Here is a 13,197-nt window from a genome sequence, read left to right on the forward strand (position 1 = left end):
AGCGTCAGCGAGGCGGAGGCATGAGCGAATCGACCGGGCAGCAATCCCCGATCGTCGCAGAGGGGCAGTCTCCGGTCGATACGCCGCAGGACACCTCCGAGACCGCGGCTGCGGCTGATGCCTCGATCGATGCGGCGCAGACGGTCGAGGCAACCGCGATCGATGCGGCGCCGGCGACCGCTCCCGCCGAATTCACTCCCACCGGTACCGGCCCAGACGCCAGGATCATCGCGGTCGTAGTCACACATAAGCGGCGTGAGCTGCTCGCGGAATCGCTGAAAGTCGTCACCTCCCAGTCGCGGCCGGTGGATCACCTGATCGTGATCGATAACGGCAACGAGCCCGAGGTCGCCGAGCTCGTCCGGCAGCAGCCGATCGAATCGACCTACCTGGGATCGGCGCACAACCTCGGTGGCGCGGGCGGTTTCGCGCTCGGCATGCTGCACGCGCTCACCCAGGGCGCGGACTGGGTGTGGCTCGCCGACGACGACGGCAGGCCCGAGGGCCCCGAGGTGCTGTCCATCCTGCTGGATTGCGCTGCCCGGCACGGCCTTTCCGAGGTCTCGCCCGTGGTCTGCGATATCGACGAACCGGATCGGCTCGCCTTCCCGCTGCGCCGCGGCGTGGTGTGGCGGCGGCTGCGTTCCGAACTGGGCGACGAGGACTTCCTGCCCGGTATCGCCTCCCTGTTCAACGGCGCCCTCATCTCCGCCAAGGCGGTCGACGTGATCGGCGTACCCGATCTGCGCCTTTTCGTCCGCGGCGACGAGGTCGAGGTGCACCGCCGTCTGGTCCGCTCCGGCCTACCTTTCGGCACCTGCCTACAAACGGCCTACCTACATCCCAATGGCGCCGCCGAATTCAAGCCGATCCTCGGCGGCCGCATGCACACCCAGTACCCCGATGACCCGGTGAAGCGCTACTTCACCTACCGCAACCGCGGCTACCTGATGGCACAGCCCGGTATGCGAAAGCTGCTCCCCCAGGAATGGATCCGCTTCTCCTGGTTCTTCCTCGTCACCCGCCGCGACCCCGCCGGCCTGCGCGAATGGTTCCACCTGCGCAGCCTCGGCCGCAACGAGCAGTTCGGCAAGCCGGACAAACGCTGACCTCGTAGCACCCGACCGCCGCACCCCATGCCCGCGCCCAACCGCGCACGCGCTTCGGCGCGGGAAAAATAGGTTGCGCGGGGCTGGGCGCAGCTGTCAGTGTGTTGGGGAACTTCGACGAGATGGGTGAGGAGGTGGGCCGCGTGACTACCGAGCTTCGGATTGTCATGCCCGGGCGAGCCGCGCGACTGCGCGCCGCCGGACGGACCTCCACCTCTCACTCCATTCGCTGAGCCCTGGTCGGGCTCGGTGCTCGACGAAGGATTCCTTCCATCATGGTCGACTATGACCTGCTTGTCCCTTACGGCTGGACCGAAACCGTAGCTACTGAATACGAGGCGCTCATCACGGATGGGTGCGTGCCCGCGCGGGTGATTCGAATGGACCGCAGCGAATGCGATGTCGCGACGCCTGCGGGGCAGGCCCGGGCTCGGTGTCCGCGATCGGATTCCGAGATCAGCGGCCTGTGCACCGGTGACTGGGTGAGCGTCGATGCCGAGTCGACGGTGCGCCAACTGCTGCCACGACGGTCGGCGATCATGCGATCGGCGGTATCGGGACGGTCGCAGGGGCAGGTGCTCGCCGCGAATGTCGACACCGTGCTGGTCTGCACCGCGGCCGACGGGGATGTCGATCTCGGGCGCATCGAGCGGATGCTCGCACTGGCCTGGGAAAGTAATGCACAGCCGATTGTGTTGCTCACCAAAGCGGATGCGGCGCTGGATATTCCGCTCGACGAGGTGCGCGCCGTCGCACCGGGCGCTGCGGTGTTCGCGGTCAGTGCGAGCAGTGGGTTCGGGCTGGATGTGCTCACCGCGATGCTCGACGGAACCGTCGCGTTGATCGGCCCTTCCGGCGCGGGCAAATCGACGCTCGCCAATGCCCTGCTCGGCCGAGAGGCGTTCGCCACCAATGCTGTCCGCGCGGCCGATAAGAAGGGCAGGCACACGACGGTGCACCGGGAGCTACAACCGCTGCCCGGTGGCGGCACGCTGATCGATACGCCCGGATTGCGCGGCATCGGGTTGTGGGATGCGGCCGATGGCATCGAAAAGACCTTCAGCGATCTGGAATCCATTGCCGAGCAATGCCGTTTCGGCGATTGTGCGCACGATGGCGAACCGGGCTGCGCGGTGCAGAAGGCCATCGATAACGGCGAGCTGACCCAGCGCCGGGTCGACAGCTATCGCAAACTGGCCCGCGAGAACGCCTGGATGGCCGCCCGCACCGACAAACGCCTGCAAGCCGAGCGGGAGCGAGCCTGGCGCGACATCACCAAGCAGCACCGGAGGACTTACCAGGAGCGGAACTCTCGGCGGCGGTGAACTGGCCGAATCACGGTAGGGTCGGCTCGCATTGATCGCTAACTGGGAGGGTTGAATGAGTTACCCCGGCGGGTATCCGCCTCAGGGCCAGCAGCCCGGGCAATGGCCTGGGCAGCCCGCATACGGCCAGCCCGCACCGCAGTACGGTGCGCCGCAACCATACGGTGCGCCGCCGCAGTACGCACCGGATCAGCAACACGCAAGCCAACCGCAGATCCCGCAACCTGCCTACGGCCAGCCGCAGCCTGCCTACGGCCAGCCGCAAGCTCCGCAGTTCGGGCAACAGGCCGCACCGTACGGGCAGCCGTACGGACAGCCCGCACCGCAGTTCGCGCAACAGGCGCCCTACGGTGCGCCGCCCGCGCCGCCCGGAATCACCATCGATGCGTCGTACTCGGGGGTCGCCTTCCTGCTGGCATTGACCAAGCCGAAGATCCTGGTCAATGGTCAGCGGGTGCCGAACACGCGCTGGGGACAGAATCACATCCCCGTCGGGCCGGGCCAGTACCACGTCAAGGTCAGCACCCCGTGGCTGTTCGACATGGGCCCCGCCAATGTCACAGCACCGATCGCCGAGGGGCAGGGCACACGGTTCTATTACCGCGCGCCCGTGGTCATCTTCCTCAACGGCGCTATCGGTCAGGTGCCACAGAAGACGCCGGGCATGGTGTTCCTCTATATCACCTGGGGATTAGCCGCACTGATCATGCTGCTCAATATCGTCATGATCGCGAGCATCTAACGGTCCGGTGAAGTCGAGGGCATCGGAACCCCGCGGTTCCGATGCCCTCTCTTCGACCACCCTATGCAACTGGTTGCATAGGGGCAGGGTTTACCCTTAACGTGCAAAACGCGGAAGGCCGCGGGGCGCCACCTGCGGCACAGACGACAGGAGCAGGTCATGACGGAACCGGGATCGAAGCCGCTCGCAGGCAAGACGATGATCATGTCGGGCGGCAGCCGCGGCATCGGTCTGGAGATCGCCAAGCGGGCCGCCGCCGACGGCGCGAACATCACCCTCATCGCCAAGACCGACCAGCCGCATCCCAAGCTTCCCGGCACCATCCACACCGCGGCGGCCGAGCTGCAGGCCGCGGGCGGCCAGGTGCTGCCCTTCGTCGGCGACGTGCGCATCGACGAGTCGGTGGCCGAGGCCGTGCGCCAGACGGTCGAGCGCTTCGGCGGCATCGACCTGGTGGTCAACAACGCCTCGGCGATCGACCTTTCCCCCACCGACGCCATCTCGATGAAGAAGTACGACCTCATGCAGGACATCAACTGCCGCGGCAGTTTCCTGCTCTCCAAGCTCAGCATTCCGGCTCTGCGCGAGTCGGCGGCGGCGGGCCGCAACCCGCACATCCTCACCCTCTCGCCGCCGCTGAACCTCGACCCCAAGTGGGCAGGCATGGCGCTGGGCTACACCATCGCCAAGTACGGAATGTCGCTGACCACACTGGGATTGGCCGAGGAGCTCAAGGGCGACGGCATCGGGGTCAACTCGCTGTGGCCGCGCACGACCATCGCCACCGCCGCGGTGAAGAACCTGCTCGGCGGCGAAGAAATGGTCGCCACCTCCCGCACCCCCGACATCTACGCCGACGCCGCGTACCTGGTCCTCACCGCACCGTCGAAGGAGACCAGCGGCAACTTCTTCCTCGACGATGAAGTCCTTGCCGCCCATGGCATTACCGATCTCGACAAGTACCGCGTCGTCCCCGGCGACGGCGAACTGACCACCGACCTGTTCCTCTGACCGGCCGGTGACGCACGACAGCCGAGCCGCACCTGCGAGGCAGGCGCGGCTCGGCTGTCGTGGTACGGCGACTTAGTCGGACTCGATGCCGTAGAGGCGTTCCCAGTTCGCGCGGCTGGTGAGCTCCGGGACCGCGGCGCGGTACTGCTGCTGCAAGGCGGGCAGTTCACGCCGCAGGCGGCGCAGCACGCGCAGAGTGCGCAGCAGCAGGGCGCGGGCCCTCGTCTTGTCGCGGCGGCGGATTCGGACGCCGGACTGGGAGGCATCGGTGACGACGACATGGTCGAACAGTGCGACGTGCCACCAGTGCGCGTCCTCGCGGGTGATGCCGATCAAGCCGTGCTGGGTACGGCCGGTCCACTGGCCGATGGCGCGCTTGATCAGCACGGCTGTCGCGCGGCTCGGTTCGCCGCCTGCCCTGCGCAGCTGGATATCCCCGGAGCGCACCGGCGGGGTCGCGGCCGCGTGTTTGGCCGTCTCCGGATAGTCGCCGCGGCTGGTGCGGGCGGCGGCCAGCGCCTCGATTCCGCCGTCGCGCAACACCTTCGGGCCCTGGAGGAAGTCCTCGATGCCCTGCAGGGTGGTGTGCACCAGACCGTATTGCATGGCGACCAGGTGTTCGGCCAGGCTGCGGAACAGCTGGCGGCTGATGGCCTTGGCATCGAGATCGGCGTGCATCGAACCGACGATGAGCGAGTTACGGGTGCTGAAGTAACGCGCCCAGTCGTCGTAGTCCTTCCAGTAGAAGTCGGCGTGCCACACCGCGGCGTTCGGCAGGGTGACCGTCACGAACCCGTTCTCGCGGGCCCGGACGCCGTATTCGACGTCATCCCACTGGAAGAAGATCGGGATCGGCAGACCGATCTTGGCAACGACCTCCGCCGGGATGAGGCAGGTCCACCAGGCGTTGTAGCCCGCATCGACGCGCCGCTCCTGGTTGCGCTTGAGCATGCTGGTGTTGCGCAAGGCCTTCGGCACCTTCTGCCCGTGCTTGAGTTCGTGCAGGTGCACCTCTTCGGCGCCGACATTGAGGTAGTCGGGGTTCAGCAGGAACAGCATCTGGGCGCCGACCAGCGTCGGCTCCACCGTCATATTGGCGAAGGCATTGAGCCGCAGCACCGTTTCCGGCTCGCACAGGATGTCGTCGTCCATCAGGATCACATCGGCGTGCTCGTTCACCGCGGACACCTCGTAGAGGCCGCGGGTGAAGCCGCCCGCACCACCGAGATTGGGCTGCCGGATGTAGCGCAGTTTGTCGCCGAAGACCGGCAGGGTGTTCTGGAAGACCGGACGGTCCTCCACCAGATCGGTGCCCTGGTCGACCACGTACACCGCGTCGATCGCGGCGAGCACGGTCGCGTCCGAGGCCAGCGCGGCCACCGTTTCGGCGCAATCCGCCGCCCGGTTGAAGGTGCAGATCGCGATCGCCACCGGCCGCACATGGTCGGGCGCGACCGAGGTCCAGGTGAGTTCGGTGATCCCGAGGTCGCCGCCGATGGCATCGAACTCGAGCCACAACGCGCCACCGTCGACGTATTGGTCCAGCGGCGCTGTCAGTGTCACCGGGCCGTCCTCGGTGATTTCGGCGGTCTCGATGATCCGCCGATGCCCGGCGATATCGGAGGCGACCACCCGGACCCTTGCCATGGCGGCCACGTCGAGCACCATCGTCGCCCGCACCTCGGTGACGGTGGTCCAGCGCTGCCAATAGCTGGCGGCGAACCGGCCGAAGTAGGTGTTGGTGTGGGCGGTCGCGCCCTTTTCCAGTCGTAACGCCAGTCGCTCCCGATGCGCGCGGCCCTTCACGACGGCATACAGCTCGTCGCTCACCTTCGCCGATGGTCCGGTGAAGATGCCGCGCTGCAGCAGCAGCCGATCGGGCGCCCGATGGTCGGCGCGCAGCGAGGCGGGCGCTTCAGCAGCCGAAGGTCGATCGTTCGTTTCGGTAACGGCTTGGGTAGCCGACTGATCCATGAAGTCCTCGAAATCCTCGGTGTCGATTGGCGGCGCTCCCGGTGCTGGCTCCGGGTGTTGACGGGACAGACAGCCCCTGGATGCCGTTCGCGGCGGGTGCGAGGATATCAACCGACCTCGTCCCGTGCCTGTTCAGCAACCAAGGTGCCGCAATTACTTCTGTTGCTCGGCATTCGCCGGGCTGCCGACAAAGACGAATTTGTCGTAGGCCCAATAACGGAAAACCACCGCGACGATCTGCCCGATCAGGGTGCCGGAAATGTTGTCCGACAGCGGCGTCGACAGGTCGAGCACGTAGCGGGAAAAGCCGAGACAGCCCAGCTGCAAGCCGATGGCCGCTACGTTGAACACGGCGTAGAGCAGATATTCACGGCCAGGGTTGCCGGTCTTCTTGTGCGCGAACGTCCACCACTTGTTGCCGAAGTAGGTGACCACGGTAGCCACGGCGATCGCGATGATCTTGGCGGGCAACGGAGAGTGGTACAGAATTCCCTCCCCGCCCCAGAACACGAGCAGGTTGTAGGTGCCCGCATCGACAAGGAACCCGATCGCACCGACCACGAGGAACGCCCCGCCGCGCCGCAGGGCGCCGATCACTTTCGCGACCAGCGGCTCGGCGGCCGGAACCGGTGGCACGGAGCCGGACCGCTCGGGTGCTGACACGGGCTGCTCGGGGTAGGACACCGGGCGACGGTACCCCAGCCGGCGCGGACCGCGCCTTCGCTCCGCCCGGCGCAACGTCCTACCCCGACTCCTCCGACCGCACGCATTAGGCTCGGTGAACCGAACGCACGCAGACCCTTACCGGGGTACGCGCTACGCCGCGCTGCCCTGTAACCTCCCGGTGTTCCTATTCACACCGCCGACCTCGAGGATTGACCCGGGTGGACTCCACCGAGCTTCGTATCGCCGCCGTGGTCCCGTGCCACAACGAGGAGGCTTCGGTCGCCAAGGTCGTCGCCGACCTGCAGGCTGCCGTGCCGGGAATTGTCGTCTATGTGTACGACAACCTGAGTACCGACGCGACCGCCGAGCGGGCGCGCGCGGCCGGGGCGATCGTGCGGGCCGAGCACACCAAGGGCAAGGGCAATGTGGTGCGGCGAGCCTTCGCCGACATCGAGGCCGATGTCTATCTGATGATCGATGGCGACGACACCTATGAGGCGTCGGCCGCGCCGCTGATGATCAAGACACTGCTCGACGGCCCCTACGACCATGTGCTCGGCGTCCGCAAGCAGGAAGACGAGGGCGCCTCGGCATACCGCTCGGGCCACGAGACCGGCAACAAGGTGCTCAACGGTGTTGTCGGGAAGGTGTTCGGCGAGAACGTCGAAGACATGCTCAGCGGCTTCCGGGTGTTCTCGCGCCGCTTCGTGAAGAGCTTCCCCGCCGTGTCGCGGGAATTCGAGATCGAGACCGAGTTGACGGTGCATTCGCTGCATCTGCGGGTGCCGCAGACCGCCGTCCCCGTCGGCTTCCGCGATCGGCCCGCGGGCAGCGAAAGCAAGCTGCGCACCTATCACGACGGCTTCAAGATCCTGGCGCTGATCATCGGCCTTGCCAGGCACGAACGCCCGGTCGCGTTCTACGGCCTGTTCGGCACCCTGAGCTTCCTGGTCTCGATCATCTTGACCATCCCGATAGTGGTCGAGTTCTACAACACCCACGAGGTGCCGCGCTTCCCGACATTGTTCCTCGGTTTCACGCTGCTGCTGCTCGGCAGCCTGGCTTGGACCGCGGGCCTGATCCTGGACGGCATCCGCCGCTCACGGCACGAGGCGTCCCGGCTGGTCTACCTGCGCTACTCGGCAGCCAGCGCCGACGACCCGCACTCGAACGGACACGGTGACGCGAACGGTGGAGCCGACCGTTGACCACTTCGGCCGACCGGACCACGACCGACGACCAAGAGTCGGCGCCCGCGGACAACGCGACACCAGCCGATAGCGCGCCGGGTCGAGCACCCGCCCTGAACCAGCCCTCGAGCTCGGACAGCGCTGCCGCACAACCGAAGTCGCCCGAAGCTGCCGAGCCGGCGAGCACAACAGGCAACGCGGTCCGCCGAACAGCGCAGCGCATCGTCGCCCGCTTCGGTGCGGCGACCGTCGCCTTCACCCTCCTGGCCACCCTCTTCGGCGCATTGTTCGCCGTGGTGACGCCGTCCTTCTGGGGCCATGACGAGATCACCCAGTTCGGCAGGGCCTACCAGGTCGCCCACGGCGGCTTCCTGCCCGAGCGGATCAAGGACGATCGCGGCATCGCCTACGGCGGTGACGTGCCGACCAGCATCACTGTCCTGATGGGCTATGCGATGCAGGACTACACGACCAACCCGGAAGAGCCGGACCCGATGGTCGCCGATCCCGGCGACTACGACCGGCTCGGCGACGCGGAAGTCTCCTCGGCCACCAAACCGGTCTGGTTCACCAATACCGCCGCCTACTCGCCGGTGCCGTATATCCCTGCCGCCGTCGGCATTCGACTTTCCGAGCTGTTCGGCCTCGACGTCGGCGGCATGGTGCTGCTGACCCGGCTCGCCGGACTTTTCGCTTACCTGACCGTCGTCGGATTCGGCTTGTGGGCGCTGCGCGGGCATCGGGTGCAATGGCTGGCGTTCACCGTGGCCGCGCTGCCGATCGCGGTATTCCAGTCGGGCACGGTCACCGCCGACACGTTGACCAACGCGCTGGCCATCATGGTGTCCGCATTGCTGGTCAAAGCGCTGTTCCTCGGCGACCGGCTCGGACGGGCGGAAACGGCGGCGCTGCTGACCGCGACCATCCTGCTGCCGATAAGCAAGCCGACGTATGTGCTGCTGGCGATGCTCATCGTGGTGGTGCCGGTGCATCGGTTCGGATTCTCCCGCGTCGCGCCCGGCGCATCGTGGGCAGGCTCCGGTTGGCAGCGCTGGATCCCTTGGGGATTCGCCGCCGCCGGTGGTCTTGTCTTCGCGGCCTGGATGAAGGTCGCCGCGCCGACCGGGGACGGTATGGGCCTGATGCGCCCACAGCACCAGTGGAATTCCGTCAAGCCAGGCGAGCAGTTGCACGGCATCCTCGCCGATCCCCTGCATTTCGTGAACACTTTCGGCGACAGCATCGCGCTGCGGGACGAGCGGTGGTTCAGCCAGTTCTTCGGCGAACTCGGCTTCTCCTACATCGACGTGCCCGCCTTGTCGATGCTGGCCTGCCTGCTCGCCTTCGCGGTGAGCGCCGGCATCGCCGAGCGGATGAATCCGGCCACCGCGACGTTTCGGCGCGCTCTGATCGTCGCGCTCACCGTGGCGGCGAGCGTAGCGATGATCTACGTGACGCTCTATATGTCCTTCACGCCGGTCGGCTACTACATCATCGACGGTGTGCAGGGCCGCTACTTCGTCCCGCTGGCGATCATCGGGCTTGCTGTGCTGCTGCGGTGGATGCCGTTGCGCCTCACCGATTCCGAGGGCAAGACACCGACGCGGGGCCCGGCGATCGCCGTCATCGCGGCTACCGCGTTCGCGCTCATCGCCGCGCTGTGGAAGTACTACTCCATTGTCTGGGGCTGATCGTGATGATCGCCGGACAATCGGTCACCACAGAGCGATCTTGAATTTGCCGAATACTCACTTAGATCACAATTGGCACATCAATTCGTGAGATAAGTTGTGATGTCCGTCTCGAGATGCCCTGCGGTCCCCCAGCAGTTCCACCCGAGGACGACCATGAAAATCACTGACAGATAGTGCTTTTCGGACATCGCAGAGACCGCTCGGTCCAGTAGATGAACGGGACCTTAATAAACAATCACGTTTGATTCACCACGAATTAGCTGACCTAGATTCTCATTACGGAGTCCACCCCCGAACAATGTGCATCGAGGTTTCAAGAAATGCTGATGAGGAAATTTGCCGCCACGTCGGCACTGCTGATCGCCGCGATCGGCGTGACCGCAGGCACCGTCAACGCCGCACCCGCCGACGAGGCGCCGGTCAACTTCACCGCGAACGCCACCGACACCTCGACCATCGTCACCACCGATGCCGGCGCCATGACCGTCGAAGACGGCGTCTTCAAGATCAAGGCGACCAACGGCACGGTGCTGGCGGGAACGCCGCTGTCGTTCCGGGTCGACGACTTCGAGTTCCCGATCGCCGCCGCGATTTCGGGCCGCACCGCCACGCTGACCCCGCAGCTCGACATGGATCGCGCGGTCTACAAGCCGGTCGCGCTGCCCTTCGAGGACAAGGCCCCCTGGAAGAGCGAGTACGACCGTGAGCAGGCCGCCTTCAACCGCCTGAAGGACACCATCTCCATGGGCGCCACCATCGGCACCCTCGTCGGCGGCCTCGGCGGCGCGGCTGTCGGTTGCGTGCTCGGCGGCGTGCTCGGCGGCGCGGTTGTCGGTGGCACCATCGTCGGCCTGTTCGGTCCGTTCCTGCCCGCCGCCGCTGTCGGCTGCATCGCGGGTATCGCCGTGGTCGGCGCCGTCGGCGCCGTCGCGGGCCAGATCTTCATCACCGCCCCGGTCGCCATCGGTGCGGCGATCCAGTACTTCACCACCATCAACCAGCCGTTCGTCGCGCCCGCCAAGTAACGCGCCTTCGAACACACGAAACCCGCCCGGCAGATGCGCCGGGCGGGTTTCGCGTGTCGGATCAGTGCGCCGAGCTGATCTCGGTCTCGCCCGCCGCGGCGTAGGCGCGCTCGGTCAGCGCCTTGTGCGGACGCCACCACGATTCGTTGTCGCGGTACCACTGGATGGTCGCGGCCAGCCCCGCGCGGAAGTCCGAGTAGCGCGGGGTCCAGCCGAGTTCGGACCGCAGCAGCGACGCGTCGATCGCATAGCGCTGGTCGTGACCGGCACGGTCGGTGACGTGGTCGAAATCGTCGGGGTCGCGGTCGAACGCCTCCAGGATCATCCGCACCACCGACTTGTTGTCGAGTTCGCCGTCGGCGCCGATCAGATAGGTCTGGCCGATCCGGCCGCGTTCGAGGATGTCCCACACCGCCCGGTTGTGGTCGTCCACGTGGATCCAGTCGCGCACCTGATGTCCGGCTCCGTAGAGCCGCGGGCGGACGCCATCGATGAGATTGGTGATCTGGCGCGGGATGAACTTCTCCACATGCTGATAGGGCCCATAGTTGTTGCTGCAGTTGGAGATCGTCGACCGGACGCCGAACGAACGGGTCCAGGCACGCACCAGCAGGTCACTGGAGGCCTTGGTCGCGGAGTAGGGGCTCGACGGGTTGTAGGCGGTGTTCTCGTCGAACGCGGCGGCCTCCGGGGTGAGGTCGCCGTAGACCTCATCGGTGGAGACATGGTGGTAGCGCACCTCGTGCCTGCGCACCGCCTGCAACAGCGAGTAGGTGCCGACGATATTGGTCTGCACGAACGGCCACGGGTCGGCGAGGGAGTTGTCGTTGTGCGATTCGGCCGCGAAATGGACGACGACGTCGACACCACTGACGAGCTCGTCGACCAGGTCCAGATCGGCAATGTCGCCGTGCACGAAGTCGATTCGGTCGGCCACCGGCGCGAGCGAGGCCCGATTTCCCGCGTATGTCAGGGCGTCAAGGACGGTTACGGTCGCGTCGGGGCGCTCGGCCACGGTCTGTCGAACGAAATTCGCACCGATGAATCCGGCACCGCCGGTTACGAGCAGTCGCACTCCACGACACTACGTCCACCGGTCGGCCCGTCGGCGGCCGAGGCCCTTCGCAGTGCTGGGAGGCCTTTGGACGATGTGACCTTGGTCTCATCGTGTGGCGGAAAAGTGCGGCGACCAGTTTGATTCTCCGACAAAATCCCTAGTCGATCCGCTTATTTCCAAGACCCCACCAGGCCTCGGGTCTCAATGGTGAACAAAATTTGAATAAAAGGTCACAACCGGTTCACCACTCGTTAGCTGATCTAGATTTCGATCGTCTAGTCCCCTCCGAACGCTTCACACTGAGGTCTAAAACAAATGCTGATGAGGAAATTCGCCGCGACGTCGGCCCTGCTGATTGCCGCCATGGGCGTCACCGCAGGCACCGTCAACGCGGCCCCGGCGGCCCCGGCCGCCGACGCCCCGATCAACTTCACTGCCCAGGCCACCGAAACACAGTCGATCGTGACGACCGATGCCGGATCGATCGTTGTCGAAGATGATGCACTGAAGATCAAGGCCGCCAACGGCACCGTGGTGGCGGGCACCCCGCTGAAGTTCCGCGTCGACGAGTTCGAGTTCCCGATCGCCGCCGAAATCTCCGGCCGCACCGCGACTCTCACCCCGCAGATGGACATGGCGCACGCCACGTACAAGCCGGTCGCGCTGCCCTTCGAGGACAAGGCTCCCTGGAAGTCCGAATACGACCGTGAGGTGGCCGCCTTCAACCGCCTGAAGGACACCATCGCCATGGGCGCCACCATCGGCACCCTGGTCGGCGGACTCGGCGGCGCGGCCATCGGCTGCGTGCTCGGCGGCGTCCTCGGCGGCGCGGCCGTCGGTGGCACCATCGTCGGCCTGTTCGGTCCGTTCATCCCCGCCGCCGCTGTCGGCTGCATCGCGGGTATCGCCCTGGTCGGCGCGGTCGGCACTGTGCTCGGTCAGATCTTCATCACCGCCCCGGTGGCGATCGGTGCGGTGATCCAGTACTTCACCACCATCAACCAGCCGTTCGTCCCGGCCAAGTAGAACCGGCATCGCACAACTCCGGTACAGCGCAACCCCGCCCGGCACTCGCCGTAGCGGGGTTGCCTGCATTTGTCATACGGAGCCGCGGTACCGAATGACCGGAAGCCCGATCAGGTGAACGAATGATGAATAATTCAGAGACACAGCGCAGCTGACAGTTTGCGATCCAGGCGCATCGACACCGCAACAATTCCGAATGGAAGAACGAGCAATTGTCGGCGTGGAATGGTGTTGTGGCAGTCGCACCTGGGAATATGAACCCCGCGGGCCCCCGGGACGCGGGGGGGGGGGGTGTACAAGCGCGAACACCGGCAGAGGGGACACAGCGACGCGCACGCGGCGGGCAGCGGCGCGCACAGACAAAGCGAGACACACACA

Annotated in this window: 11 protein-coding genes; 8 read left to right on the forward strand and 3 right to left on the reverse strand. The window is 66.1% G+C overall.

Translation table 11 applies throughout. The features are described 5' to 3' along the window. Positions 1 to 20 precede the first annotated feature (20 nt). The 4 genes from ACFU4Z_RS12415 to ACFU4Z_RS12430 all read left to right on the forward strand — a co-directional run bounded on the left by ACFU4Z_RS12415 (position 21) and on the right by ACFU4Z_RS12430 (position 4,187). Complete coding sequence (locus ACFU4Z_RS12415) at positions 21 to 1,109, forward strand: glycosyltransferase (protein ID WP_379062030.1); 1,089 nt, start codon at positions 21 to 23, stop codon at positions 1,107 to 1,109. A gap of 275 nt (positions 1,110 to 1,384) precedes the next feature. Further along, complete coding sequence (gene rsgA / locus ACFU4Z_RS12420; RefSeq protein ID WP_379062032.1) at positions 1,385 to 2,434, forward strand: ribosome small subunit-dependent GTPase A; 1,050 nt, start codon at positions 1,385 to 1,387, stop codon at positions 2,432 to 2,434. Positions 2,435 to 2,489: 55 nt separating this feature from the next. Then, complete coding sequence (locus ACFU4Z_RS12425; protein WP_379062034.1) at positions 2,490 to 3,176, forward strand: hypothetical protein; 687 nt, start codon at positions 2,490 to 2,492, stop codon at positions 3,174 to 3,176. Between the two features lie 159 nt (positions 3,177 to 3,335). Continuing rightward, positions 3,336 to 4,187 carry an SDR family oxidoreductase gene (locus ACFU4Z_RS12430; RefSeq protein WP_379062036.1) on the forward strand — a complete coding sequence of 284 codons (852 nt, stop codon included), beginning with the start codon at positions 3,336 to 3,338 and terminating at the stop codon, positions 4,185 to 4,187. Positions 4,188 to 4,259: 72 nt separating this feature from the next. Here ACFU4Z_RS12430 and ACFU4Z_RS12435 read toward each other — a convergent pair whose 3' ends face one another. Next, positions 4,260 to 6,161, reverse strand: coding sequence for a glycosyltransferase (locus ACFU4Z_RS12435; RefSeq protein WP_379062038.1), 1,902 nt, complete (start codon positions 6,159 to 6,161; stop codon positions 4,260 to 4,262). Positions 6,162 to 6,314: 153 nt separating this feature from the next. Further along, the gene (locus tag ACFU4Z_RS12440) at positions 6,315 to 6,845 is read right to left on the reverse strand and encodes a GtrA family protein (RefSeq protein WP_379062041.1); all 531 of its coding nucleotides are present in this window, start codon (positions 6,843 to 6,845) and stop codon (positions 6,315 to 6,317) included. A gap of 200 nt (positions 6,846 to 7,045) precedes the next feature. Between ACFU4Z_RS12440 and ACFU4Z_RS12445 the strand changes: the two genes are divergently transcribed. From ACFU4Z_RS12445 to ACFU4Z_RS12455, 3 genes are all read left to right on the forward strand, one after another. Then, positions 7,046 to 8,035: a glycosyltransferase gene (locus tag ACFU4Z_RS12445; RefSeq protein WP_379062043.1), complete on the forward strand. Its 990-nt coding sequence runs from the start codon at positions 7,046 to 7,048 to the stop codon at positions 8,033 to 8,035. Continuing rightward, positions 8,032 to 9,708, forward strand: a complete 1,677-nt coding sequence (locus tag ACFU4Z_RS12450; protein WP_379062045.1) for a DUF2142 domain-containing protein — start codon at positions 8,032 to 8,034, stop codon at positions 9,706 to 9,708. Before ACFU4Z_RS12445 ends, ACFU4Z_RS12450 begins: the two co-directional genes overlap by 4 nt. Positions 9,709 to 10,031: 323 nt before the next feature. Further along, positions 10,032 to 10,736, forward strand: a complete 705-nt coding sequence (locus ACFU4Z_RS12455; RefSeq protein WP_379062048.1) for a hypothetical protein — start codon at positions 10,032 to 10,034, stop codon at positions 10,734 to 10,736. 61 nt (positions 10,737 to 10,797) lie between these two features. Here the strand turns inward: ACFU4Z_RS12455 and rfbB are convergent, their stop codons facing one another. Next, complete coding sequence (rfbB, locus tag ACFU4Z_RS12460) at positions 10,798 to 11,811, reverse strand: dTDP-glucose 4,6-dehydratase (protein WP_379062050.1); 1,014 nt, start codon at positions 11,809 to 11,811, stop codon at positions 10,798 to 10,800. A gap of 297 nt (positions 11,812 to 12,108) precedes the next feature. Between rfbB and ACFU4Z_RS12465 the strand changes: the two genes are divergently transcribed. Further along, positions 12,109 to 12,819, forward strand: a complete 711-nt coding sequence (locus ACFU4Z_RS12465) for a hypothetical protein (protein WP_379062053.1) — start codon at positions 12,109 to 12,111, stop codon at positions 12,817 to 12,819. The last annotated feature ends 378 nt before the right edge of the window (positions 12,820 to 13,197 follow it).

Origin of the sequence: Nocardia sp. NPDC057440 (genome assembly GCF_042802915.1) — a bacterium.
Classification (GTDB): Bacteria; Actinomycetota; Actinomycetes; order Mycobacteriales; family Mycobacteriaceae; genus Nocardia.

Excerpts from the sequence above, each read along its gene's own strand:
- ACFU4Z_RS12415 (WP_379062030.1), top strand. The coding sequence starts at position 21 with ATGAGCGAATCGACCGGGCAGCAATCCCCGATCGTCGCAGAGGGGCAG.
- rsgA (WP_379062032.1), top strand. The coding sequence starts at position 1,385 with ATGGTCGACTATGACCTGCTTGTCCCTTACGGCTGGACCGAAACCGTA.
- ACFU4Z_RS12425 (WP_379062034.1), top strand. The coding sequence starts at position 2,490 with ATGAGTTACCCCGGCGGGTATCCGCCTCAGGGCCAGCAGCCCGGGCAA.
- ACFU4Z_RS12430 (WP_379062036.1), top strand. The coding sequence starts at position 3,336 with ATGACGGAACCGGGATCGAAGCCGCTCGCAGGCAAGACGATGATCATG.
- ACFU4Z_RS12435 (WP_379062038.1), bottom strand. The coding sequence starts at position 6,161 with ATGGATCAGTCGGCTACCCAAGCCGTTACCGAAACGAACGATCGACCT.
- ACFU4Z_RS12455 (WP_379062048.1), top strand. The coding sequence starts at position 10,032 with ATGCTGATGAGGAAATTTGCCGCCACGTCGGCACTGCTGATCGCCGCG.
- ACFU4Z_RS12465 (WP_379062053.1), top strand. The coding sequence starts at position 12,109 with ATGCTGATGAGGAAATTCGCCGCGACGTCGGCCCTGCTGATTGCCGCC.